Here is a 25247-nt window from a genome sequence, read left to right as displayed (position 1 = left end):
TGCGGCCGCGCGTGAGTATTTTGACCAAGAAGAAGGCCCGATCGCCGCGCCCTATCCCGCGAGCAGGGACCGGGCCGCCGCGCGCGCCTCGTCGGTGATCGTATCGCCCGAGAGCATGCGGGCGATCTCGTCGACGCGCGCGCCGGGATCAAGGGCGAAGACCGAGGACAGCGTCGCCCCCGCCTCGACGCGCTTTTCCACCCGCCAGTGATGCGCCGCGCGGGCCGCGACCTGGGGGGAATGGGTGACGACCAGGACCTGGGCGGTCCGGCTGAGACCGGCCAGGCGGCGGCCGACCGCGTCGGCAGTGGCCCCGCCCACGCCCCGGTCGATCTCGTCGAAGATCAGCGTCAGCGGGCTTGTGCCTTTCGCGAGGCAGACCTTGAGCGCGAGAAGGAAGCGCGACAACTCGCCCCCCGAGGCGATGCGATTCAGCGGCCCGGCGGGCGCGCCGGGATTCGTCGCCACCGTGAAGGCCACGGTATCCCGGCCCTCGGGGCTGGGTTCGGCCGCGGTGATGTCGGTCCGGAAGGCGGCACGCTCCAGCTTCAGGGGTGCAAGCTCCTCCGCCATCGCGGAATCGAGCCGTTCGGCCGCGGATCGGCGGGCGGCGCCCAGGGTTGCAGCCGCGGCGTCATAGCTGGCATCCGCCTGGTCGCGGGCCTGCTGCAGTGCTCTGAGATCGCCCGCGCCTGCATCCAGTGCGGCAAGGCGTGCCCGCGACTCCTCGGCAAAGCCTGCAAGATCGTCGGGCAGCACCCCGTGCTTGCGCGCAAGCGCGCGGATCGCGAAGAGCCGCTCTTCCGTCATCTCGAGGGCGGAGGGATCGAACTCGAGCGCCTCGATCGCGGTTTCCACCTCCTGGACCGCCTCGCCCAGATCCGCCAGCGCCCGCGACAGTGCCGCGATCGCCCCGTCGAGCCGCCCATCGGCCCGGTCGGCCGCGCCTTCGAGCCAGCGCAGCGCATCGCCCATCCGCCCCTCGGCGCCTTCGCCGGGGCCGAGGGCGGCATAGGCCCGGGCGATGTCCTCGCGGATACGCTCGGCCGCCTGCATCATCCGGCGCCGGGTGTCGAGGTCGGCCTCTTCGCCCGGGACTGGCGCCAGCGCGTCCAGTTCGGCGACCGCGTGGCGCAGGAAATCCTCTTCCGCCTTCAGCGCCGCATAACGCCCCTCGGCCTCGGCCAGCAGCCGGTCGGCGCGGGCGCGGGCGACCCAGGCGGCGCGCACGGCGGCAAGATCCGCGTCAAGCCCGCCGAAGGCGTCGAGCATTGCCCGGTGCCCGCGGGGGTTCAAAAGGCCCCGGTCGTCCTGCTGTCCGTGCAGTTCCACCAGCGTGTCCGACAGCGCCCGCAGCACCTCACCCGACACGCGCCGGTCGTTGACCCAGGCGGTCTTGCGCCCGTCGGCACTGTTCACGCGCCTGAGGATCAGCTCGTCGCCCGAGTCGAGCCCGGCCTCGTCCAGCACGGTGCGCGCCGCGTGGCCTGCCGGCAGGTCGAAGACCGCGACCACCTCGCCCTGGGCTGCGCCCGCGCGCACCAGTTCCGCCCGCCCGCGCCAGCCCAGCACGAATCCCAGCGCATCCAGCAGGATCGACTTGCCCGCCCCGGTCTCGCCGGTCAGCACGTTCAGGCCCGGCTGGAACGCAAGCTCCAGCCGATCAATGATCAGCACGTCCCGGATGTCGAGACTGCGCAGCATCGCCCCCCCAAGCTCAGGTCAGAGCCACTCGCCCTTGATCATCTGGCGATAGACGGTGCGCAGCCAGCCGGTGCTGCGCGGCTCGGGCTCTAGCCCCTGCCCCCGGAGCAGGCTGTAGCCGTCCTTGTACCACTCGGTGCCCTGGAAGTTGTAGCCGAGGATCGCGCCGGCGGTCTGCGCCTCGTCGTCCAGCCCGAGGGCAAGATAGGATTCGATCAGCCGGTACAGCGCCTCGGGCGTGTGGGTCGTGGTCTGGAAATCCTCGACCACGACGCGGAAGCGGTTGATCGCGGCGGTGTAATGGCCGCGTTTCAGATAATAGCGGCCAACCTCCATCTCCTTGGCGGCCAGATGATCGAAGGCGAGGTCGAATTTCAGGATCGCCGAGCGGGCATATTCGCTGTCGGGATAGCGCTCGATCACGGTGCGGAGCGCCTGCAGCGCCTGGAAGGTCAGGCCCTGGTCGCGACCGACCAGGTCGATCTGGTCGTAATAGCTGAGCGCCAGAAGGTATTGCGCATAGGCCGCATCCTCGTCGGCGGGGTAGAAGTCGATATAGCGCTGGGCGGCCACCCGGGCGTTTTCGTAGTCGCGGTCCTGATGGTAGGCGAAGGCCTGCATGATCAGCGCACGCTTGGCCCATTCCGAATAGGGGTAAAGCCTCTCGACCTCGCCATAAAGGCGCGCGGCCTCCTCGGGATCGCGGTTGGTTTCCAGCTCGTACTCGGCCTTCTGGTAGATCTGCTGTGCCGAGAAGGTTTCCAGCGGCTGTTCGCGGCGCGAGCCGATCGCCCCGCATGACGCGGTCAGTGCCAGGATCGCGACCGCCCCCACTGCCCGGATGCGTATGCTGCGCTTCGCCATCTGCCCGCTACCCCGTCCTCGGATCACCAGACCACTGTTCGCGTGCCTGCGTCGCGCGCGATTATGCGGCCGTCCTAGCACAGATATTCGGGAGGCAAAACGCCTTTGGGCCGCAAAATCGCGGCCCTCAGGCGACGGCCTTCAGGTCATGGACATCGACACCGCTGCCCGGCAGGCGCGCGGCCTCGGCAGGCGTGCAGGTCACCAGCCGGAACGCGCCCGGCCGCGCGAACAGCGCCCTGAGCAGCCGGTTGGTCAGCGCATGGCCTGCCCGTTCGCCGCGGTAACGGCCCAGGATTGGCGCGCCGGCCAGCGCGAGGTCGCCCAGCGCATCCAGCATCTTGTGACGCACCGCCTCGTCCGCGTGGCGGAACCCGCCGGGGCTCAGCACCTTGTCGCCCTCGACCACGACCGCGTTACGGAACGTGCCCCCCAGCGCCAGCCCCGCCGCGCGCATCGCCGCCACGTCGGTGTTGCGGCAGAATGTCCGGCTGTCGCAGAGTTCGCGCACGAAGGCGCCGTTGGCCATGTTCAGCCGCTTGGCCTGATGCCCGATGGCACGGTCGGCAAAGTCGATCTCGAAGTCGATTTCCAGCGTGTCGGCGGGGGCGAGGCTGGCCATGGCGTCGCCGTCCGTCACCTCGACAGGCTCCAGGATACGCAGCGCGCGCGTCGGCGCGGCGAGGCGGCGCAGACCGCGCGACAGGAACCCCTCGACGAAGGGCTGAGCCGAGCCATCCATCACCGGAACCTCGGGGCCGTTGATCTCGATCAGCGCGTTGTGGATGCCGCAACCGGCCAGCGCGGCCATCAGATGCTCGACCGTCGAGACCTCGGCGCGGCCATTGGCCAGCTTGGTGCACAGCCGCGAGGGTACGACCACGTCCCAGCGGGCAGGGATCATCGCGTCCGGGCCATCGAGATCGGTGCGGCGGAACCAGATGCCATATTCTGCCGAGGCCGGGTGCACCGTCATGCGCACCGCGCGGCCGGTATGCAGGCCGGTTCCGGAAAAGGAGATCGGGGATTTCAGCGTCGTCTGCACGGCTCACCTGCTCATCTTGCCCGGACTTCACACGATCCGGCAATTTTCACTTAAGGCTGCGACCTTTTGGACTCAATTCAATCTTTGCAACCGTGTGAAACATCTGCCGGACCGAATCGGCCAGATCCTGCGCACGGACTAGCGACTTGTTTATGTGGGGTTTTCCGACACAGACCAGGCGCGCATCCCGGCCGTGACGGGTGCACCGTGTTACAGACTCGTAACGTCGGCGCAGCTTTCCGGACCGGACGGACACGGCAAGGGGGCCGGTCTCCCGGCCCCCTTTCGACGGGTCTGGTACCCGGTCAGTTCGCCTGGCGCCGCAGGAAGGCGGGGATCTCGATCCGCTCCTGTTCGGGATCGAACTCCTCTTCGTCGCGGTGCAGCGCCGGGCCGCGGCCATAGACCGGCGGCTGCTGGCGCATGGTGTTCGACGCGCGCTCGGGCGCGTCGTGGGCATGGCCCGACATCCGATTGATCAACGAGCCGATGCCGAACCGGCCCCGGCCTTCCTCGGCGTGCTGCGGCGCGGCGGCAGGCTGGATCGCGGGGCTGGCGGCCTGCCGCGGCGCCTTGTTCACGGCCGCGCGCAACCGCTCCAGCGCCTCGGGTGTCGGCGTACCGGGCGCGCGGGGGCGCGGGGCCACGAAGGCGGCCTGGGGCTCGGGCTCGTACTCTTCTTCGGGCTGGTAGGCGGGCGGCGGCACCTCGTCATAGGCCAGATCGACCGGCGCCGCGGCAGCCGCCGCGGCCACTGCCGGATCGAAGCTCTCGAACAAGGTGGGCTCTTCGACCGGCGCCTGCGCGACCTCGCGCACAACCGCGGGCTCGGCTTTCGGCGCCGGGGCCGGGGCCGGGGCCGGGGCCGCGGCGCGCTGCAGCGGCTCGCTCATCGGGCGGCGCGGCACCGGGATGTCGTGCGTCTTTTCGGCCGCGTCGATACCCGTGGCGACGACCGAAACCCGCATCGCACCTTCCATGTCGGGATCGAGCGTAGAGCCGACGATGATGTTGGCATCCGGGTCGACCACGTCGCGGATGCGGTTCGCGGCCTCGTCCAGTTCGAACAGGGTCAGGTCATAGCCGCCGGTGATGTTGATCAGCACGCCCTTGGCGCCGTTCAGGCTGACCTCGTCGAGCAGCGGGTTCGCGATCGCCTTTTCGGCGGCCTGGATCGCGCGATCCTCGCCGGTCGCCTCGCCGGTGCCCATCATCGCCTTGCCCATCTCGTCCATCACCGCGCGCACGTCGGCGAAGTCGAGGTTGATGAGGCCCGGGCGCACCATCAGGTCGGTCACCCCCTTGACACCCTGGTACAGCACGTCATCGGCCATCGAGAAGGCATCGGTAAAGGTGGTCTTCTCGTTGGCCAGCCGGAACAGGTTCTGGTTGGGGATGATGATCAGCGTGTCGACAACCTTCTGCAGCGCCTCGACACCCTCTTCGGCCTGGCGCATCCGCTTGGCGCCTTCGAACTGGAAGGGCTTGGTGACAACGCCCACGGTCAGGACGCCCAGCTCGCGCGCGGCCTGGGCGATGATCGGCGCCGCCCCGGTGCCGGTGCCGCCGCCCATGCCCGCCGTGATGAAGCACATGTGCGCACCCGCCAGATGATCGACGATCTGTTCGATCGATTCCTCGGCCGCCGCGGCGCCCACCTGCGGCCGGGCGCCCGCTCCCAAACCCTCGGTGACCTTGACACCCATCTGGATGCGCTGCGGCGCGTTCGACTGCTTGAGCGCCTGGGCATCCGTGTTTGCCACAACGAACTCGACCCCTTCGAGGCGCTTCTCGATCATGTTGTTCACGGCGTTGCCGCCGGCGCCTCCGACCCCGAAAACCGTGATCCGGGGCTTCAGGTCGTCTTGCTCGGGCATGGAAAGGTTCAAAGCCATTGGTTTGTCCGCCTGCTGTCGTTTCTAGTGCCCCGCCGGGCATTTTTCCCCAAATCTTGCGTTATTCTACGCAAGGGCTCTGGCTGCGTCACGAAAAAAACGCCATTAACACACAAAATCTGCACCGTTTTCCTAGCCGATCCGCGGGATTTCGCCGACTGCACCACATCTCGGGGACTTCCTGCCGCACCATGCAAGATGCGTGGGAAAGACCCCGAACAGGGGCGCATTGGCCGACGACGCCCATGGCGCGGCTCGTCTGGTGTTTTTCCTGAGCACTGCTCGTGCCTCGGATGGCTTTTCGCCTTTTGGGAAATCCTAGCAGAGTCAGGACCCAAGGTCACGGGGAAAACCGCGCGCCCCGCCCACCCTCCCGGGACTCGTTTGGTGAAACCGGCGGGAGGATGTATCCTGATGCGGGACCGCAGGCATGGGGGAACGGGAGATGCCGACGAAGGAGGAACTGGAGACCCTGGACCGGACGGGGCACCGCTTCGGCGCGGCGCTTGAACGCTGGGGCCAGCAGGCCGAGCGCACGGCGATGGCCCAGGGGGCGCCCGGCCAGGCGATGGTGATCAACAGGCTGCGCCGGAGGCTGCTTGTCCTGACCACACGATTGTGGCGCCGGATCATGTTGCTCGCCGAGCAGTTCGGGCTGTTCGACCTCGCCGGCGAGGTTGGTGCCTTTGTCGAGATGGGCATCGACGAGTTGCTGGGGGCGCTCGAGGAGGTTCTCGATACACTGGAAACCGCGGGAACGGCGGCGGCGGATGTTGTGGTCGGGGCGATGCTGGGCATCGTCGAAGCCATCAAGAAGGCGATCCACCTGGTGCTGGACCGGGTCAAGCTGCCCCCCGTCACCGAGCCGATCGAGGCGATGCTCGACCTGCTGGACAACCTGATCGGCAACATCGCGGAACTGGTCAGCCCCAAGGCGGGCGCCATGGCGCGTACCTTCCGCAGCAACATGTATGGCCAGCTCGCCGATATCCGCGCGGCGCGCGCCGGGTTCGTGATCCAGGAGGCCGACCGCAAGGATCCGGGCCGGGGCGCTACCAGTTCTCCTTGAACCAGCGCACGGCGCGTTTCAACGACCGCGCCGGGTGGCGTTCCGCGGGAATGTCGAAATCCCACCATTCGTCCTGTGGATGGGATGCAAAGAGGCACAGTCCGACGGCGGCAGCGAATCCGGGCCCGGTGGCCGATTGCGGCAGGCCCTGCACGCGCATCGGTCGGCCAAGCCGCACCTGCTGGCCGAGGATGCGGCTGGCCAGCCCATCGAGCCCGGGGATCTGGCTGCCTGCCCCGGTCAGCACGATCTGCTGGCTGGGCAGATGCTCGAACCCGGCGGCGTCCAGGCGCGCGCGCACCTCTTCCAGGATTTCCTCGACCCGGGGTCGCATGATGCCGATCAGCTCGGTCCGGCTGATCCGCCGCGTGTCGCGCTCGTAATCGCCGCTGTCGCCGCCAAGGTCGATCATCTCGCGGTCGTCCACGCCCGTCGCCACCACGCCGCCATGCAGCGTCTTGATCCGTTCGGCGGTGGCGATCGGCACGTGCAGTCCCTTGGAAATGTCGGCGGTGACATGTTCGCCGCCCATCCGCACGCTGTCGGCGTAGATCATGTGCTTCTTGATGAAGATCGACAGGCCCGTGGCCCCGCCCCCCATGTCGATGCAGGCCGCGCCCAGTTCCTGTTCGTCCTCGACCAGGGCCGACATGCCCGACGCATAGGCGGACGAGGCGATGCCCGCCAGTTCCAGGTCGCAGCGCTTCACGCAGTGAACGAGGTTCTGGATCGCCCCCGCATCCACCGTCAACAGGTGCATGTCGCAGGCCAGACGGTGGCCGATCTGGCCGCGCGGGTCGACGAGGCCCGAGCGGTGGTCGAGGGCAAAGTTCACCGGCTGGGCGTGCAGCACCTCGCGCCCCGGCCCGATCGGCGGCATCTCGCAGGCGGCCAGCACGCGGGCGATATCGGCCTCGGTCGCCATGCTCTCGGCCAGTTCGACCTGGCCGTCCAGCCCGTAGGACCGGGGCCCCGCGCCCGAGAAGCAGGCGATCACGTGGTCCACGCGCACCTGCGCCATCTTCTGCGCGGCCTGGACGGCAGTGCGGATCGCGCGCTCGGCCTCGTGCATGCCGTGGATCTCGCCGAAGCGCACGCCCCGCGAGCGCGTCGTCGCCGCCCCGATCACCCGGAACCGCGACTGGCCAGCCAGCGCGCCGATCTGCTCGACGCCGCCCGCCGGCCTTATGCCGTCAAAGCGCAGCACGAGGCAGGCGGTCTTGGAACTGCCAACGTCGAGAATGGCGATCACGCCGCGATCCATCGCCTGCTTGCGCATCCGCCGCATCGCCCGCTGCGCCTGGTAGAGATCGGTCATCAGTTCGTCGCTCCTGCCTGAAGTCTTCTTATGCGCCTGAATTCCTCGACCGCCTCGGGGGCCAGCCGCACCGTGGGCCGGTCGGGATTGCGCAGATCCACCACGACGATGTCGCGCCCCAGCATGTCCGACACCCCGTCAAGCGCGATCACCCGTTCCAGCGTCGCGACCGCGTTCCGTGTCGGCAGCAGGATCCGCTGGTCGCGGTCCAGCACCACGTCCCAGCGCCGTTCGCCGACCCGCACGAGGCCGCGCAACCGGCTGCCGATGGGGCCGGCCGCCGCGATCAGATGCAGCGCCTCGGGAACGGCCTTGTCCGCCCCCCGGCCTGCGATCAGCGGCAGATCGGGGCGCGCGCCCCGCGCCTCGATCGGCGCGACCCGGTTTCCCTGCGCGTCCAGCAGGGCCAGCCCCTCGGGACTGCGCCAGACAAGCGCAGGCACCCGTTCGACCACCCTGAGTTCAAGGATGCCGCCCGGACGGACCCGCATCTCGGCCGATCGCACCGCATCAAGGCCCTCGACCGTGCGGCGCATTTCCTTGAGATCGAGATCGAAGGACGAGACCGGGAAATCAAGCGGAAGGATCTCGCGGATATCCTCGTCGACCGAGGGCGTGGCGCCCTCGATGGCCATCAGCTTGACCATGAATTCGGGCCGCGTCTCGACCTGACGGCGAATGTCGGCCACCTCGGCCCGCAGGGCCTCGCGCCGGTCGGCATCGGCCAGCCATCCGGCCGGGATCGCCAGCAGGACGGCCAGCGGCAGCCCCTTCAGCACCGCGGTCCGGAACAGCGGTGTCAACCACAGGCGTTGCAGCCGGTAGGCCCAGCGCGACGGCGCCGGATCGCGCGGGGGCAGGATCACCGCGCACATGATGCGTCCTCCACGATCCAGCGGCAGAGCGCGCCGAACGGGATGCCGCAATGGCGGGCCTGTTCGGGGGACAGCGAGGTGGGGGTCATGCCGGGCTGGGTGTTGGTTTCCAGCAGGATCAGCCCGTCCAGGCCGCGGGCCTCGTCCCAGCGGAAATCGGTGCGGCTCAGGCCCCGGCAGCCCAGCGCCCGATGAGCGCGGACCGCGTAGTCGAGGCAGGCGTCGAACACGTCGCCGGGCAGATCCGCCGGAACGACATGGCGCGAGCCGCCCTGCGCGTACTTGGCGTGATAGTCGTACCAGCCATCGGTCAGGATGTCGGTGACGGTCAGCGCCCGGTCGCCCATGACGGTGGTGGTCAGTTCACGCCCCGGGGCATAGGTCTCGACCATCACCACATCGGGCATCTCGGGGCCAAGCCGCGGCGGCGTATTGGCGTCGGCATGCACGATGTGGATGCCGACCGACGATCCCTCGTTGTTGGGCTTGACCACATAGGGCGGCGCCATCACGTGACGCGCCGACACCTCGTCGCGGGTGGCCAGAACGCTGTCGACCACGGGCAGGCCCGCGGCGCGGAACGCGTCCTTGGACCGCTGCTTGTCCATCGCCAGCGCCGAGGCCAGCACGCCCGAATGGGTATAGGGGATCCGCAGCCATTCCAGCAGGCCCTGGACGCACCCATCCTCGCCCCAGCGGCCATGCAGCGCGTTGAAGGCAACGTCGGGGGCACAGGCGGCAAGACGCGCAGGCAGATCCTGCCCCGCATCAATCTCGACCACGTCAAAGCCTTCCCCGCGCAGGGCTGCGGCGCATTCGCGCCCGGAGGACAGCGACACCTCTCGCTCGGCCGAGGGGCCGCCCAACAATACCGCCACGCGGAGGGCTGTCCCGCTCGACTTGCCCGCCAACTCTGCCTCTTTCCCGGGGCGTCTTGCGGCCCCTTCAGTCGTTTTCCGGGGCCGGTTCGCCGACCCTCATGATTTCCCACTCTAACTGTATTCCACAGTTTTGAAAAACCCTTTTTCGGACCTCCTCGCCAAGGCCCTCGAGGTCGGCCGCAGAGGCGCCGCCGGTATTTATCAGGAAGTTCGAGTGCTTCGCGGACATCTGCGCCCCACCCCGGCGCGCGCCCCGCATCCCCGCCGCGTCGATCACCGCCCAGGCCTTCAGGTCATGGGTATCGTCGGCCCGCCCCGTCGAGCTGAACCCGGCGGGATTGCGGAAGGTCGACCCCGCGCTGCGCTCCTTCGTCGGCTGGGTCGCGTCGCGCTTCGCAAGCTGGTCTTCCATTGCCGCCGCAAGCGCCGCGGGATCGCCCGGCGGCCCCTCGAAGGTGGCCTCGATCAGCACCCAGCCCTCTGGCAGGTCGGTCTGGCGATAGCGAAAATCCAGATCCCCGGCACCCAGCGTCACGATCTTCCCATCCCGCGTCACCGCCCGCGCCGAAACGAAGATATCAGCCACATAGCGTCCATAGCAGCCCGCGTTCATCCGCACAGCGCCACCCACGGCGCCGGGGATCGTGCGCAGGAAGGTCAGGTCAACCCCCGCCTCGGCGGCCCGGCGCGCCACATGGGCATCCAGCGCGGCCGCACCGGCGGTGACGCGGCAGCCCTCGACCGCAATGCCGTTGAACGCGCGCCCCAGCCGGATCACCACGCCGCGGATGCCGCCATCGCGCACGATCAGGTTCGACCCCACGCCCATCGGGAACACCGGCACATCGGCGGGCAAAGCGGCCAGGAACGCGGCCAGATCCTCGGCATCCGCAGGCTGGAACAGCCAGTCCGCCGGGCCGCCGACGCGCAGCCATGTCAGATCGGCCAGCGGCCGGTTCTCGGTCAGGGTGCCGCGCACCGCGGGCATCTCGGTCATTCGCCGCCTCCGATCCATGCGCCGAGCGCATAAAGCAGCAGCGACAGCACCGCAACGCCCGCCCAGGGAACCAGAACCGCCACGGGCGCCACGCTGGCGGCGGCGGTCCCGGCCCTCAGCGCGGCCCAGGTCAGCCAGACGAGGGCGGAATAGCCAGCAAGCAGCACAAGGAACCCCCGCCCTGCCCGCCGCAGACCATGCGACAGCGCGGCATAGGCCACCAGGGGCGCCGCGGCCCAACCGGCATAGGCCAGAAGAACGGACAGGCCCGTCATTCCTCCCGCTGCCGGCGGCGCAGGGGGCGCATCATCCAGCGGCCGAAATAGAGCAGCGGCCAGCGCAGCACCGAACAGCCCGCCGCCAGCGCGACCAGCCCCAGGAACGGGCCGTTCTGGTAGGTGACGAAGCCGAGGATCGGGATGCCGACCGCGATGAGCCCGTAGGCCGCGGGCCAGTGGAACCGCTCGGGCAGGCCGCCGAGCGCAGCCGCGACGATGACCCAGAGACAGGCCAGAACCAGCGAGGCGTTCATTCCCTTCCCTCCGAACCTGTTCCCGTCGCGGCACTGGCGGCGCGGACGGCACCCTTCCTGTCGGTCATGCGATCCCCCCGAACGACAGCGCAAGCGCGGCAAGCGCGGTGACCAGCCCGGCCCAGGGCACCCAGACCGGCACCCTGAACGGCGCATCTGGCGCGCGGCGCTTCAGCGCGATCAGCGACAGGTTGACCAGCGCGAACACCATCAACAGCACCACCGAGGTCGCGCCCGCCAGCGCCGCCACCGGCAGCGCCAGCGCCGTGGCGACCACGACGCCGCCCACCATCAGCGTTCCCAGGACCGGCGTGCCGAACCGCGGATGGGCGTGGTGAAAGGCGGCAAGGCGCGGCTCGCCCCTTCCCAGGCCGAACAGGACCCGCGCCGCCATCACCACCTGCGCCAGCACGCCGTTGAGCGCGGCCAGCCCCGCGATCACCGACAGGAACACCGCCGACCCGCCGACCCCCTTTTCCCACACCAGCGCCAGCGGACGATCGCTTGCGGCCAGATCCGCCACGGGCACCGCGCGCACGGTGACCAGGGAGACCACGACATAGATCAGCGTCGTGACGGCGAGCGCCAGCATGATCGCGCGTGGCACGGTTCGGGCGGGGTCGGCCACCTCTTCGGCCATGTTCACCATGTCCTCGAAGCCGATGAAGGCGTAGAAGGCCAGCACCGTGGCCAGCCCCATCCCCGCAAGCGGCAGCGGCCCGGGCGCGGGCCAGTCCGCCACCGGCTCGGCCTGCACGCCCGCGTAGAGGACAAGCCCAAGGCCGATCAGTTCCACCGCCGTCAGCACCGCCGCAAAGGCCATGCTTTCCAGTACGCCGACAACGGCGACAAGCACCAGCCCCGCCCCCAGCGCCACCAGAAGCGGCGCAAAGGGCAGGCCCGTGGCCGCGACCAGATACCCGGTGCCGCCCCGCAGCACCGCGGCGGCCGAGACCGTGCCCGCAACGACAATGGCCAGTCCCGCAAAGACCGCCAGCCCGTGCAGCCCCAGCCCCTGCTCGACATAGGCCGCCTCGCCCGCGGCCTCGGGGATGCGGGCGGAAAGCTCTGCGTAGGACAGGGCCGAGGGCGCCGCGACAAGCCCCGCCAGCAGGAAGGCCAGCGGCGTCCACACCCCCACCACGCCCGCGACCGCCCCCACCAGCACATAAATGCCCGCGCCCACGATGACGCCGATCCCGTAGGCGGTCAGAAGCGGAAGGCCGATGCGCCGCTTGAGGGTTTCGGTCATCCGAGCAACCCCCAGAGGTTTCCGGACCCGATCTGGGTCCATGCCTCGGTCACCCAGTCGACCCCCTCGGGCACCATCTCCTGCAAGGCGTCGACGCCCTTGTCGATCTTCGCAAGCTTGTCGCCGGTCTGTGCTACCCCGTCCAGAAAGTCCTTCGCCTTCTTCGGGGTGGCTGGCTCAAGTTCGGCGCGGGTCATCTCGCGGGCACCGCGCGGCACGATCGCCAGCATGAAATACCACGCGTTGCGGCGCGCCTCGTCATCGGCGCCCTCATCGAGAACGGTCAGAAGCGCCTGTTGCGTGGCGATGCGCAGGAAGCCTTCGCTGTCCGCGCCCAGCCCGGCAAGCAGGCGAAGGGCGGCAAGCTTGTGGTCCTGCGACACCAGCCTGAGCCGGACGTCGAGCCGCTTGCGTTCGACCTCCACCACCGAGGGCGCGGCGACGGCGATGTCCTCGCGCAGGGTCTGCAACTCGTCCGTCAGCCGCTCGACGGCGCCCTCGTTCGGGAAGCCCTCGCGATGGGCGGTGCGCGCAAGCTCGTTCTGGGCGTGGCGCAGGGCATCGAACAACTGGTGCGGGTCGGTGGCATGGCGGCGCAGGTCGCGGCGCAGATCCGAAATGGCGGGATCGAGCGCCGTCTTCATCTGCGGACCCAGCCGGTTCGCCGACTTGTCGCGGCGGCAGCGGGCGGTGAAATCCTTCAGCGCCTGCCGGATACGCTCGACGATCTCGGACAGGTCAACCACTTCGGCCGGTTCCGAGACCAGAACGCCCTTGCGCGGCCGGGCCACCACGCGCAGGCCGTAGGGCGTCTGGTCGATGATCTCCTGCGCCCGCTCCTGTCCCTGCAACCGCGCGATTTCGGCGGCGACGGCGTCGGGGCCGGCCTCCCAGATGGCGTCGTCGATCAGCGCGATGCGGCGCAGCAGGTCCCAGCGGGTCTCGGTGCCGTCGAGGGCGCGTTGATACCAGTCGATCCAGAAGGCCCAGGGATGGTCGCCGTCGGGCGGGTATGTGGCGCGCAGGCTTTGCCATGGCGCGTCGAAGGGCCGTTCGGCCGCGTGCCACAGGGGGGCGGCCACGAGCTGCGGAACGTCGGCACCTGCGGCGCAATCCTCGCGCAGCGCAGCCCAGACGGCGTCGGCGGCGTCGGCGGCGGAGGAGGAGGCGGCGGCGGCGGCGGCGAAGGCGTCGGCGTCGGCGGCGTCGGCGAAGGCGAAGGCGGAGGAGGCGGCGGCGGCGGCGGAGGAGGAGGCGGCGGCGGCGGCGGAGGAGGAGGCGTCGGCGAAGGCGGAGGAGGCGGCGGCGGCGGCGGAGGAGGAGGCGGCGGCGAGCCGACCTTTGACATCGGGATCCTCTGCGCACGCAGAGGATCCCGATGTCAAGAGCGTGCGGCAGACCGGAAGCGCTGTCAACTCACGTTTGCGCGCCCAGTCCGCAGTCTCAACCTCGGACCACCAAACCGGCAAAACCCGCATCGCCGCGCGATGCGCCAGCGCCACCATCGCCTCTCGCGGCAGATCTTCCTGGTCGAGCCAGGCCCGGAACGTCTTTCCGTCCCTAATCTCCGCGATCTCGACCATCGACCTCCGCCCCTAGCCCTCCAGCCGTTTCGGCAGGGCGTTGGCCCAGGCGCTGATCGTGCCGGCGCCGAGGCAGACCACCATGTCGCCCGGGCGGGCCTCGGCGCGCACCAGGCGTTCCAGATCGTCCTCGCACAGGATCGCGTGGGCGTGGCGGTGGCCGTGGCGGATCAGGCCCGCCACCAGATCGTCGCGGCTGATGCCGGGGATCGGGTCCTCGCCCGCGGCATAGACCTCGGCGATGCCGACCACGTCGGCGTCGTTGAAACAGGTGCAGAACTCCTCGAACAGCGAATGAAGCCGGGTGTAGCGATGCGGCTGGTGCACCGCGATCACGCGCCCCGTGGTGGCCTGCCGCGCGGCCCTCAGCACGGCGGCGATCTCCACCGGATGGTGGCCGTAATCGTCGATGATGGTGACGCCGCCGACCTCTCCGACCCTGGTGAAGCGCCGGTTCACGCCCTTGAACTGCGCCAGCGCCGCGCGGATCTCGTCGCCCTTCATGCCGAGGTGGCGGGCCACGGCAACGGCCGCCAGCGCGTTCGACACGTTGTGATCGCCCGGCATCGGCAGGGTGCAGCCCTCGATCAGGATATCCTCGGCCTGCAGCGCGATGTCGAACTGCGCCACGCCCGCCTTGTAGGTCAGGTTCACCGCGCGCACATCCGCCTGCGAATTGAAGCCGAAGGTCACCACCCTGCGGTCGGTGACGCGGCCCACCAGCGCCTGCACCTCGGGATGGTCGGTGCAGCAGACCGCGAGCCCGTAGAACGGGATGTTCGAGACGAAATCCAGGAACCCCTGGCGCAGCCGGTCGAAATCGCCCCAATGCTCCATGTGCTCGGGGTCGATGTTGGTGACGATGGCGATGGTGGCGGGCAGGCGGGTGAAGGTGCCGTCGGATTCGTCGGCCTCGACCACCATCCATTCGCCCGCGCCCAGCCGGGCGTTCGAGCCATAGGCGTGGATGATGCCGCCATTGATGACGGTCGGATCGAGCCCGCCCGCATCCAGCAGCGTGGCGACCATGGTGGTGGTTGTGGTCTTGCCATGGGTGCCCGCGACCGCGACATTCGATTTCAGCCGCATCAGCTCGGCCAGCATGTCGGCCCGGCGCACCACCGGCAGACCGCGCAGGCGGGCGGCGTCAAGCTCCGGGTTGCCGGACTTGATCGCGGAGGAGATCACCACGACCGCGGCGCCGTCCAGGTTCTCGGCGCGCTGCCCCTCGAAGATCGTCGCGCCCAGGGCCTTGAGCCGGTCGGTGATCTTCGACGCCTTAAGGTCCGATCCCTGCACCCGGTAGCCGAGGTTCAACAGCACCTCGGCGATCCCCGACATGCCGATGCCGCCGATGCCCACGAAATGGATCGGGCCGACATCGGTCGGAAGCTTGGTCGCCGCGTTCATCCACTCGATCCTTCGTGCCAGAGTCATGCCTTACCCCTTTCCGCCCAGCGCCTCGACGATCTCGGCCAGCCGGTCGGCCGCATCCGGCCGCCCGCAGGACAGCGCGGCGCGCGACATCTGCGACGCCCCCTCGGGCTGGTCTAGAACCGTGGCGATCTGCGCCGCCAGGCTGGCCGGGTCAAGGGCCGATTCCGGGATAAGGATCGCGCCCCCCGCCTCGACCAGCCCGCGGGCATTGGCAGTCTGGTGGTCGCCCGTCGCGTAAGGGTACGGGATCAGGATCGCGGGCCGCCCGATCACCGAGATATCCGCGATCGACGAGGCGCCCGCGCGGGAAATCACCAGCTGCGCCTCGGCCAGCCGCTTGGGGATATCGTCGAAGAAGGGCCGCACCTCGGCCTCGACGCCCGCCCGCGCATAGGCCTCGACGACACGCGCCACGTCTTCTTCGCGGGCCTGATGGGCGACGCGGACATGGCGGCGCAGCCCATCGGGCAGCGCGGCGACGGCGGCGGGGACAGTGTCCGACAGCGCCCGCGCGCCCTGGCTGCCGCCGATCGCGACGATGCTCATCGGGTAATCGCCGGGCGGGATGTAGGGGGCGCCCGCGCGGTCCATCACCGCCGCGCGCACCGGGTTGCCGGTGTGCCAGCCCTCGACGCCGTCCGGCAGGTCGGTGGGCCAGGTGCCGCAGGCGACCGCGTGCACGCGTCTGGCATAAAGCTGGTTGACGCGGCCGAGCACCCCGTTCTGCTCGTGGATCATCCGCGGCAGCTTCAGCGCGATGGCCGCGGTCAGCGCCGGGAAGGATGGATAACCGCCGAAGCCCGCCACGACGCTGGGCCGGTCGCGCAGCATGTTCACCAGCGTCGCCAGCACCCCGAGACCCAGACGGAAGGGCGCGGCAATCCGTTCGGCGGCCCCGCCGCGCGCCAGACTGTCGGCCGCGACGCGCATGATCTCCACCTCGCGGGGGAAACCGCCCGCATAGCGCGCGCCCCGCGCGTCGGTCGACAATTTCACCCGCCAGCCGCGCGCCAGCATCGTCTCGGCCAGCGCCTGGGCGGGGAACATGTGCCCCCCCGTGCCGCCCGCGGCGATCACCAGAAGCGGCGCGCTCATGCCCGCCCCCGAAGGCGCAGGATGTCGCCGATCTCGCCCTGCGGCCGGGTTCGGGTCAGCGCCAGCAGCATCCCCACGGTGATCCCCCCCGCGATCAGCGACGAGCCGCCATAGCTGACGAAGGGCAGCGTCATGCCCTTGGCGGGCAGGAGTTTCACTGCGACGCCCATGTTGATCAGTGCCTGAACGGCAAAGGTGCAGGCCAGACCGGTGCCGGCCAGCCGGATGAAGGTGTCGCGCTCGCGCAGCAGCCGGAACAGCGAGCGGATGACGATCACCGCGTAAAGCAGGATGATGGCCGCGACCAGCACAAGGCCGTATTCCTCGGCGGCCACCGCGATGATGAAATCGGTATGCGCATCGGGCAGCGACCATTTCACCTGGCCTTCGCCGACACCGACGCCGAAGAAGCCGCCCTCCTGGATCGCGTTCACCGCATAGCCAAGCTGCGTGCGCGGGTCGATCTCGGGGGTCAGGAAGCCGTCGATCCGCCGGGCGAAATGCTCGGAATGTTCGTAGGCGAGCGTCCCCCCGGCCACGACCGCACCCGCCATGCCGACCAGCAGCAGGAACGGTGCGCCCGCCACGAAATACATCACGCCCCAGGCGAACAGGATCAGCGCCGCCTGCCCGAAATCCGGCTGGAACGCGAGAAACAGCACAACCGTCAGCGCCACCCCCAGCGACATCGCCCGCCCCGGTGGCCCGTTCAGTTCCTGCGCGGCCGCCATCATCCAGGCGGCCAGCACGATGAAGCCGGGCTTGAGGAATTCCGAGGGCTGCACGCTGGCGAATCCCAGCGAATACCACCTGACCGCGCCCTTGCCGAAATCGGTCCCGAAAACCGGCAGAAGCGCCAGCGCCGCAAAGGCCGCGAAGAAGCCCAGAACCCCCAGCCGGCGCACGAGGTCGGGCGACATCATCGAGAACACCAGCATGGTGGCCAGCGCCATCGTGCCGAACACCACCTGCCGCTCGACATAGTGGAAGGCATCGAACCCGTTCTTGGCGGCCAGCGGCGGCGAGGCGGCCAGCCCCAGCAGCAACCCCACCCCGAACAGCATCAGGATGCAGGACATCGCCCATTTGTCGACCGTCCGCCACCAGCGCGGCAAGACCGGCTCGCCCGCGCGGATCGGCGCGGTCCCGTAGACCATTTCCGTCATGGGCGCACTGCCTCGATTGCCTCTGCCCTTGCCCGTTTTCCGGGTCTGAAAGGAAGTGTAGCGCCAAAGCGGGCCTGACGCCAGTCTGGAAAGGTTACCGCGCCGCCGCCCGCGATGGCCGATGGCCGAAGCCACGCTCGGCGCCGCGCCCTCGTTTGACCGCGGATCGCGCGCGCATCCGCCCGGGCAGGATCTGCCAACGCACCACCCGTCGCACCGGGGCCGATCCGACCTTCCGTCGCCGCACAAACCCGCCCGAAGCCGCACCCCGCCCCGCGTCTTGATCCCCGCCACTCGGCTGGAGCTGACCGATGGGCTCACCCGAACCGTCCGGGGGCGGCTCTGCCGGACGCAGTCAATCGGCAAACGTCCGGCGGCAAGGGAAGCCTGCACGATCACGCACGACGACTGCCTCAAATGAGGTGATGGTCTCGAAGTCCCGCTCCGTCCGCCAAAGGCTCCCATGTCTCCGCGCGCCCGCGGCATCCTCTTCCGGGGCCGCGGCGCTGCACCGAATTCGGCGCTCTGCTGCTGCCCCGGCATCATCAGGGCCGCCCCCGCGCCATGATCTTCGATCGCTTCGTCTCCGAGGCCCGCGGCGAGCCCCCCTCCCGATATCGACGTCGATTTCGGGCGCAAGCGCCGCGAGGGGGGAATCCAGTAGATCTCCAACCGTTGCTGCCGCCGCCGCGCCGGGCGTTGCGCCAAATTCATCCGATGTCGCGGCAAGCGTGCGCTGCGCGAGGCGGGCCGTACCATGGGCCTTTCCGCGGATATGCTGGCGGCAATGTCCAGCCACGCCGGGGGCTGGGGCTTGGGCCGGATCGAGGACCACCGCCTCGCCGAGATCGGCCTTGACCCCGCCGGCCTGCGCCTGGGCCGCACGCCGGATCTGACAACGGAAATCCAGGACTTGCCCGAAAGCCAAGCGGCCCGTTCGCGCGGCTGGCTCACGCCTCGGCCTTGTTCAAGCGCCGCCCCGGCCATATCTGCCCGCGCGATGCGCGCGAGCCAGCCCCGCGCCGATCGGGGGGCAGGCAAAGGCGGATGCCTTCGCGGCGCCCGGCCTGTCCCGCCGCACCACCGCCCACCCCCGGCGCGGTGCCATGAGGCCCGCTGCCTCCGGCGGGGATACTTGAAGCCAGAAGAAGCAACGGACCATTAACCTCGATGCGTCACCCTGACGGAGCGGTACAGGCGGGGACGCCGATGACCGCGCCAGGAGAAGGCCCCCTGTCCCCCCTTCCCCCAGGAAGGCCCGGACAGGGGGTCCGCTTGTCCTTCTTCTGGCCCGAAATATCCTCGCCGAAGGCAGCCGACGCCCATGCCGCGCAAGCTATCTCAGGCGCCTGAGGATCTCCAGGCTTGCATAGCCGTCCGGGATCATGCCTACCGAACGCTGGAACGCACGCACCGCGGCGATGGTATTCGGCCCGATCTTGCCATCGACGCCCCGGGTGTCGAATCCCGCATGCGTCAGCCGTTCCTGCATTTCCTTGCGCTCGGCAAACAACAGCGCCCGGTCGCCCCGCGGCCAGGAGGCACGGATTGGCCCGCCGCCCCTGATGCGATCCGACAGGTGGCCGACCCCGATCACATAGGCATCCGCCGTGTTGTAGCGCTCGATCACGGCGAAATTGTCGAAGATCATGAAGGCCGCCCCGCGGGCCCCCGCGGGCAGCAGGATCGAGGCGCGGCCGTGATCGGGCACTGGACGGCCATCCATGTCGCGCACGCCCAGCGCCGCCCAGTCCGAGGGCATCCGCATCACGCCTCGATCCGCCAGCCGGTGATCGAACGCGCGCGGGAGCTGCACCTCGACGCCCCAGGGCTGGCCGGTCTTCCAGCCGAACCGCGCCAGATAGGCCGCGGTCGAGGCCAGCGCATCCGCCGGGTCGTCGCTCCAGATGTCGCGCCGCCCGTCGCCGGTGAAATCGACCGCATAGGCCAGGTACGAGGTCGGGATGAACTGCGTGTGCCCCATCGCACCCGCCCAGCTGCCGGTCATGTGCCGCGCATCCGTGTCGCCCGACTGCACGATTTTCAGCGCCGCGATCAGCTGGTCCTCGAAGAAGGCGCCGCGGCGCCCGTCATAGGCCAGCGTCGCCAGCGCCTCGACGATCGGGGTCCTGCCGCGATATTCGCCATAGGCGCTTTCCAGCCCCCAGATTGCGACCACGACCTCCTTGTCGACGCCATAGCGCGCCTCGATCCGGTCCAGCAGGCCGCGATGGCGCGTCAGCGCCTCGCGCCCGTTCCCGATCCGCGTTTCGGACGCCGCGCTGTCGAGATAGTCCCAGATCGTCTTGGTGAATTCCGACTGGTTGCGGTCGCGCTCGATCACGTCGGCGTTGTAGCGCACTCCCTGAAAGGCCGTGTCGAAGACCCCGGCCGCGATGCCGTGCGACAGCGCGCGGGAGCGAAAGTCCTCGATCCAGCGCTGGAACCCCTGGTTCGCGGTCGAGACCTGGAGGGCGTTCAAGGGCGCCTCCATCCCGGTTGCCGGCCGCGGCGCCGGACGGGGCGATTTTTCAAGAACCTCGGCCCCCTGCAGCGGCGCGACACTGGCTATAATGGCTGCAAGGGCCATGGCGGCCCCCGCGCTGGCGGGTCTGGAAATCATCTGCTCGTACCTTTCCGGCTTTGGCACGAGTGTAGCGTTCTGCGCCGGGATCGCAAAGCGCCCAATCCCCGTTTCCCGCCGGTTTCCGCCTAGCGGCGTTTGCGTGTCGTCTTGCGCCCGACCTTGGCGGCCTTGGCCCTGGACCGGCCAAGGTTCCGCTGCGGGGCCTTGCCGCGCATCTTGCGCGGGCCCGCCCCGATCGCCTTGCCCTCGATCGACAACAGGTCCAGCGTCAGGCCCCCGGTCACCGGCACCGCTTCGGACAGCCGCACGGTGACCCGCTGGCCGATGCCGATGGTCAGGCCGGTATCGGCGCCCATCAGGGTCTGCGCCTCGCGGTCGTGGTGGAAATACTCCTGCCCCAGCTCGCGGATCGGGATCAGGCCGTCGGCGCCGGTCTCGTCCAGCTTCACGAACACCCCGAACCGCGCGATCCCCGACACGCGCCCCGTGAACTCGTTGCCCACCCGTTCCGACAGGTAGGCGGCGAGGTAACGGTCGGTGGTGTCACGCTCGGCATCCATCGAGCGGCGCTCGGTCTCGCTGATGTGCTGGGCCGTGGCCTCCAGCGTGTCGATGTCGTCGGGCGACAGGCCGTCCTTGCCCCAGCCGTGGGCGGTGATCAGCGCGCGGTGCACGATCAGGTCGGCATAGCGCCGGATCGGCGAGGTGAAATGCGCATAGGATCGCAGCGCCAGCCCGAAATGGCCGAAATGTTCCGGCGTGTAATAGGCTTGCGTCATCGAGCGCAGAGTGGACAGGTTGATGAGTTCGGAAAACTCGGTGCCCATCGCCTGATCCAGCAGGTCGTTCAGGTGGCGGGTCTGCAGCACCTGCCCCTTGGCCAGCGTGAAGCCCGAGGCTGCCGCCACCTCGCGCAGCGCATCCAGCTTCTCGGGGCTCGGTTCCTCGTGCACGCGAAAGATCAGCGGGCGGCGCAGGCGGGTCAGTTCCTCGGCGGCGGCGACATTGGCCAGCACCATGAACTCCTCGATCAGCCTGTGCGCGTCCAGCCGGTCGCGGAATTTCACCGAGGTGACGTGGCCGTCCTCGGACAGCTCGATCCTCCGTTCCGGCAGGTCCAGGTCCAGCGGCTGGCGCGCCGCCCGCGCCCGGGTCAGCGCCGCGTAGGCCGCGTAAAGCGGGGTGATCACGTCACCCATCAGCGCCGCGGTCTTTTCGCTCGGCCGGCCGTCCTGCGCTTCCTGCACCTCGGCATAGCTCAGCGCGCCGGCCGACGCCATCAGCCCGCGGGTAAAGCGGTGCGACAGCTTGGTGCCATGGGCGTCGATCTTCATCGCGACCGCGATGCAGGCCCTCGGCACGCCCTCGTGCAGCGAACACAGATCGCCCGACAGCCGGTCGGGCAGCATCGGCACCACCCGGTCGGGGAAATAGGTGGAATTGCCGCGCCTGCGCGCCTCGCGGTCGAGCGCCGAGCCGGGCGTCACGTAATGCGCCACGTCGGCGATGGCGACCCACAGGATATGCCCGCCCTCGTTCCTGGGGTCGTCGTCGGGCATCGCCAGCACCGCGTCGTCGCGGTCGCGCGCGTCGGGCGGGTCGATGGTGACCAGCGGCAGGTGGCGCAGATCCTCGCGGCTGCCCAGGCCCGCGGGTTTCGCGCGGTCGGCCTCGAAGATGGCGTCGTCGGGAAACTCGTCGGGGATGCCGTGCTGGTGGATCGCGATCAGGCTGACGGCCCTGGGCGCGGTGGGATCGCCCAGCCGGTCCACCACCCGCGCCCGCGGCAGACCCATCCGGGCGCGCGGGCCGATCTGCTCGGCCTCGACCAGTTCGCCGTCCTTCGCCCCGTGGGTCGCGTCGCGCGCCACCATCCATTCGAGGTCCGCGCCCTTGTCGATCGGCACGATCCGCCCGCCCTCGGCGCCCTTGCGGAAGATGCCGAGAACCCGTTTCGGGTTGGCGCCGATCTTGCGGATCAGCCGCGCTTCGTACTGGTGATCCTCGCCGCGCACCTCCTGCAGGCGGGCGAGGATGCGGTCGCCCTCGCCCAGCGCGGGTTCCGACTTGCGCGCGATGAACAGCACGCGCGGCTCGGGCCCCTCGCCATGCCATTCCAGCGGTCTGGCGAACAGATCGCCATCACGGTTCGGCGCCAGCACCTGCAACACACTCACCGGCGGCAACCGGTCGGCGTCGCGGTAGGTCTTGCGCCGCTTTTCCAGGTGGCCCTCGTCCTCCAGTTCCTTGAGCACGCGCTTGAGGTCGATCCGGTCGGCGCCCTTGATGCCGAACGCCTTGGCAATGTCGCGCTTCGAGGTCTCGCCGGGATGCGCGGCGATCCAGTCGAGGATCTGGGTCTTGGAAGGGATCTGGCTCATGCGGTCAGAGGTAGCATGCGCGCCCGCCTCCGTCAGCCGGAAAGCGGGGCCGGATCAGGCGAAATAGGCGGCAAGGATGCGGGTATAGATGCGCTTCAGCGCCTCGATCTGGCCGGCCTCCACCCGCTCGTCCACCTGGTGCATGGTCGTGCCGACAAGGCCGAATTCCACCACCGGGCAGAACTCCTTGACAAAGCGCGCGTCCGATGTGCCGCCCGAGGTCGACGGCTCGGGACGACGCCCGGTTTCGGCCTCGACCGCATCCGCCACCAGATCGGACAGGGCGCCCGGCGGCGTCAGGAAGCTTTCGCCCGAGACCTTCACCTCCATGTCGAAGCGGATGCCGGTCTCGTCGGTCACCTTGTCAGCCTCGGCGCGCAGCCACTCGGTCAGGCTGTCGGATCCGTGCGCCTCGTTGAAACGGATGTTGACGGTCGCCCGGCAGATGCCCGGGATCACGTTTGTCGCGGGATTGCCGGTATCGAAGGTGGTGACCGCCAGCGTCGAGGGATCGAAATGGCGCGTGCCCTCGTCCAGCGGATAGACCGAGAGCCGCTCGATCAGCCGCGCCAGCGCCGGAATCGGGTTCTGCGCGCGCTGCGGATAGGCCGAATGGCCCTGCACACCGTGCGCCGTAAACCACGCCGTCATCGACCCCCGCCGCCCGATCTTCATCATGTCGCCCAGCCGTTCGCGCGAGGTCGGCTCGCCCACCAGGCAGACATCCATGTGCTCGCCCTCGGTCGCCACCCAGTCCAGCAGAGCGACCGTGCCGTCGGTGGCATCGCCCTCCTCGTCCCCGGTAATCATCAGCACGATCGCGCCATCGGGCGGCGTTTGGGTCACGAAGTCGATGGCGGCGGCGACGAAAGCCGCAACGCCCGATTTCATGTCGGTCGCGCCACGCCCCCACAGGATGCCATCGCGCAACTCGGCCCCGAACGGGTCATGGGTCCAGGCCGCCGTATCGCCCGCAGGCACCACGTCGGTATGGCCGTTGAAACCGAAGGTCCGGCGGTGCCCCTTGCCCCCCCAGCGGGCAAAGAGGTTGGCAACACCCCCCCGGTCCACCCGCCTGCACTCGAATCCCGCCGCGGCCAGCCGGGTTTCCAGCAGCCGAAGCGCGCCGGCCTCGCTGGGCGTGACCGAGGGGCACCGGATCAGATCTGCGGTCAGGGCGACGGGGTCGGTGGGCTGGGTCATGGGCGCGGATCCTGTAGCTGCGCGCCCAGCGATAGCCCGGCGCGCGCCCCGCCGCAATGCCGCGGCGCGGCGCGGCTGCCCCGTCAGATCACCACGACATCGAGCGGCGGAAAGCCATTGAAGCCGACCGAGGCATAGCTCGACGTATAGGCGCCCGCGTTGCGGATGATGACCCGGTCCCCGGCCTTCAGCCCCAGCGGCAGCAGCACGGGGCGCTTTTCATACAGCACATCGGCGCTGTCGCAGGACGGCCCGGCCAGGATGCAGGGTCCCATCGCCTCGTGGTCGCGGTCGGTCGCGAACTGGTAGCGGATCGCCTCGTCCATGGTCTCGGCCAGACCCGAGAACTTGCCGATGTCGAGATAGACCCAGCGATAGGCATCGGTGTCGCATTTGCGCGAGACCAGCATCACCTCGGCCGCGATCGCACCCGCCTCGGCCACCATGCCGCGGCCGGGTTCCGCCATCACGCGCGGCACCGCCCCGAACAGATCGGTCACAAGGCGCATCACCTGCGCGGCATAGATTTCGGGCGCCTCGACCTCCTCGCCGTAGAAGGCCGGAAAGCCGCCGCCGATGTTCAACAGGTCCAGATCGAACCCGGCACCGCGCGCGGCATGCCAGACGCCTGCCACCTCGTCGAGCACCGACAGCCACATCCGCGCCGCCCGCGTCTGGCTGCCGACATGGAACGAGAGGCCCACCGGCCGCAACCCCGCCGCAAGGGCGCGCGCCAGCAGCGGCTGCACCTTGCCCGGCGCACAGCCGAACTTGCGCGACAGCGGCCAGTCGGCCTCGGTCGCGGTGACCAGCACGCGGATATAGACCTGCGCGCCGGGGGCGTGTTCGGCGATCTTGTCGATCTCTTCCTCGGCGTCCGCCGCGAACAGCGTGATCCCCGCCTCATGCGCAAAGGCGATGTCCGCGGCGCGCTTGACCGTGTTGCCGAAGGAAATCGCCGACGGCGCCGCGCCCTGGGCCAGGCACAACTCGATCTCGGCGCGCGAGGCGGCGTCGAAGCCCGACCCCAGCGCGGCGAGGCGCGCCACGATCTGGGGCGCGGGGTTGGCCTTGACGGCATAGTGGATCGCCGCGCGGCCTAGCCCCGAGGACAGCGCGGCATAGCGCTCGGCCACCGCCTCGGTGTCAAGCACCAGGGTCGGCCGCTCGAAGCGATGCGCGTGGATGAAGGTTTCGGCGCGGGAGGGCGCAGCGACAGGGGATCGGCCGACGAAGTCGGTTTGCGTAGCGTACATGGTCATCTCCAATAGACCCGGCCAGCTATGACCGCTCAGTTCCAAGGGAGACGTTACCGTCGCTACGTACCCCGGGGGCCGGGACAGAGGCGCGTGCGTTGGCGTCC

The 25247-nt window shown here is 69.5% G+C and carries 20 protein-coding genes; 1 reads left to right on the top strand and 19 read right to left on the bottom strand.

The window, feature by feature from the left end:
• Nucleotides 1–51 precede the first annotated feature (51 nt).
• From recN to ftsZ, 4 genes are all read right to left on the bottom strand, one after another.
• Nucleotides 52–1704 (bottom strand): DNA repair protein RecN, encoded by a 1653-nt coding sequence (gene recN / locus EV655_RS05025; protein WP_132542470.1) that lies wholly within the window; start codon nucleotides 1702–1704, stop codon nucleotides 52–54.
• 18 nt (nucleotides 1705–1722) lie between these two features.
• Entirely contained in the window at nucleotides 1723–2568 is an 846-nt protein-coding gene (locus tag EV655_RS05020; RefSeq protein WP_132542468.1) for an outer membrane protein assembly factor BamD, read from the bottom strand.
• A 127-nt stretch (nucleotides 2569–2695) separates the two neighbouring features.
• On the bottom strand, nucleotides 2696–3613 hold the full coding sequence (gene lpxC, locus EV655_RS05015; protein WP_132542466.1) for a UDP-3-O-acyl-N-acetylglucosamine deacetylase: 918 nt from the start codon (nucleotides 3611–3613) through the stop codon (nucleotides 2696–2698).
• Nucleotides 3614–3918: 305 nt separating this feature from the next.
• Complete coding sequence (gene ftsZ, locus EV655_RS05010; RefSeq protein WP_132542464.1) at nucleotides 3919–5508, bottom strand: cell division protein FtsZ; 1590 nt, start codon at nucleotides 5506–5508, stop codon at nucleotides 3919–3921.
• 445 nt (nucleotides 5509–5953) lie between these two features.
• Between ftsZ and EV655_RS05005 the strand changes: the two genes are divergently transcribed.
• Nucleotides 5954–6577, top strand: a complete 624-nt coding sequence (locus EV655_RS05005; protein WP_132542462.1) for a hypothetical protein — start codon at nucleotides 5954–5956, stop codon at nucleotides 6575–6577.
• Here EV655_RS05005 and ftsA read toward each other — a convergent pair.
• From ftsA to EV655_RS04925, 15 genes are all read right to left on the bottom strand, one after another.
• A complete protein-coding gene (gene ftsA / locus EV655_RS05000) occupies nucleotides 6561–7895 on the bottom strand; it encodes a cell division protein FtsA (RefSeq protein ID WP_132542460.1) in 1335 nt (444 codons plus the stop codon). The genes EV655_RS05005 and ftsA overlap by 17 nt on opposite strands.
• Nucleotides 7895–8770, bottom strand: coding sequence for a cell division protein FtsQ/DivIB (locus tag EV655_RS04995; protein ID WP_132542458.1), 876 nt, complete (start codon nucleotides 8768–8770; stop codon nucleotides 7895–7897). Before EV655_RS04995 ends, ftsA begins: the two co-directional genes overlap by 1 nt.
• On the bottom strand, nucleotides 8758–9648 hold the full coding sequence (locus tag EV655_RS04990) for a D-alanine--D-alanine ligase (RefSeq protein ID WP_132542456.1): 891 nt from the start codon (nucleotides 9646–9648) through the stop codon (nucleotides 8758–8760). Before EV655_RS04990 ends, EV655_RS04995 begins: the two co-directional genes overlap by 13 nt.
• Before the next feature lie 67 nt (nucleotides 9649–9715).
• Complete coding sequence (murB, locus tag EV655_RS04985; RefSeq protein ID WP_132542454.1) at nucleotides 9716–10648, bottom strand: UDP-N-acetylmuramate dehydrogenase; 933 nt, start codon at nucleotides 10646–10648, stop codon at nucleotides 9716–9718.
• The gene (locus tag EV655_RS04980) at nucleotides 10645–10923 is read right to left on the bottom strand and encodes a hypothetical protein (protein ID WP_132542452.1); all 279 of its coding nucleotides are present in this window, start codon (nucleotides 10921–10923) and stop codon (nucleotides 10645–10647) included. The genes murB and EV655_RS04980 overlap by 4 nt, the downstream gene beginning before the upstream one ends.
• Complete coding sequence (locus EV655_RS04975) at nucleotides 10920–11180, bottom strand: DUF2484 family protein (RefSeq protein WP_132542450.1); 261 nt, start codon at nucleotides 11178–11180, stop codon at nucleotides 10920–10922. The genes EV655_RS04980 and EV655_RS04975 overlap by 4 nt, the downstream gene beginning before the upstream one ends.
• A gap of 64 nt (nucleotides 11181–11244) precedes the next feature.
• Nucleotides 11245–12432, bottom strand: a complete 1188-nt coding sequence (locus EV655_RS04970; RefSeq protein ID WP_132542448.1) for an APC family permease — start codon at nucleotides 12430–12432, stop codon at nucleotides 11245–11247.
• Nucleotides 12429–14015, bottom strand: coding sequence for a hypothetical protein (locus EV655_RS04965; protein ID WP_207901933.1), 1587 nt, complete (start codon nucleotides 14013–14015; stop codon nucleotides 12429–12431). Before EV655_RS04965 ends, EV655_RS04970 begins: the two co-directional genes overlap by 4 nt.
• A 12-nt stretch (nucleotides 14016–14027) precedes the next feature.
• Nucleotides 14028–15425: a UDP-N-acetylmuramate--L-alanine ligase gene (murC, locus tag EV655_RS04955; RefSeq protein ID WP_132542760.1), complete on the bottom strand. Its 1398-nt coding sequence runs from the start codon at nucleotides 15423–15425 to the stop codon at nucleotides 14028–14030.
• Between the two features lie 30 nt (nucleotides 15426–15455).
• Nucleotides 15456–16547 carry a UDP-N-acetylglucosamine--N-acetylmuramyl-(pentapeptide) pyrophosphoryl-undecaprenol N-acetylglucosamine transferase gene (locus EV655_RS04950; RefSeq protein WP_132542444.1) on the bottom strand — a complete coding sequence of 364 codons (1092 nt, stop codon included), beginning with the start codon at nucleotides 16545–16547 and terminating at the stop codon, nucleotides 15456–15458.
• Nucleotides 16544–17713 (bottom strand): peptidoglycan glycosyltransferase FtsW, encoded by a 1170-nt coding sequence (locus tag EV655_RS04945; protein WP_132542442.1) that lies wholly within the window; start codon nucleotides 17711–17713, stop codon nucleotides 16544–16546. The genes EV655_RS04950 and EV655_RS04945 overlap by 4 nt, the downstream gene beginning before the upstream one ends.
• Before the next feature lie 1336 nt (nucleotides 17714–19049).
• Complete coding sequence (locus tag EV655_RS04940) at nucleotides 19050–20303, bottom strand: lytic murein transglycosylase (RefSeq protein ID WP_424511301.1); 1254 nt, start codon at nucleotides 20301–20303, stop codon at nucleotides 19050–19052.
• A 122-nt stretch (nucleotides 20304–20425) separates the two neighbouring features.
• The gene (gene rnr / locus EV655_RS04935; protein ID WP_132542438.1) at nucleotides 20426–22681 is read right to left on the bottom strand and encodes a ribonuclease R; all 2256 of its coding nucleotides are present in this window, start codon (nucleotides 22679–22681) and stop codon (nucleotides 20426–20428) included.
• A gap of 54 nt (nucleotides 22682–22735) precedes the next feature.
• Entirely contained in the window at nucleotides 22736–23884 is a 1149-nt protein-coding gene (dapE, locus tag EV655_RS04930; RefSeq protein ID WP_132542436.1) for a succinyl-diaminopimelate desuccinylase, read from the bottom strand.
• A gap of 83 nt (nucleotides 23885–23967) precedes the next feature.
• Nucleotides 23968–25140 (bottom strand): type III PLP-dependent enzyme, encoded by a 1173-nt coding sequence (locus tag EV655_RS04925; protein ID WP_243644992.1) that lies wholly within the window; start codon nucleotides 25138–25140, stop codon nucleotides 23968–23970.
• Nucleotides 25141–25247: the final 107 nt, after the last annotated feature.

Source organism: Rhodovulum euryhalinum (assembly GCF_004342445.1).
In the GTDB taxonomy this organism is placed as follows: Bacteria; Pseudomonadota; Alphaproteobacteria; order Rhodobacterales; family Rhodobacteraceae; genus Rhodovulum; species Rhodovulum euryhalinum.
The sequence above is the reverse complement of the archived record's forward strand: the minus strand, read 5'-3'. Positions and strand labels throughout refer to the sequence as shown.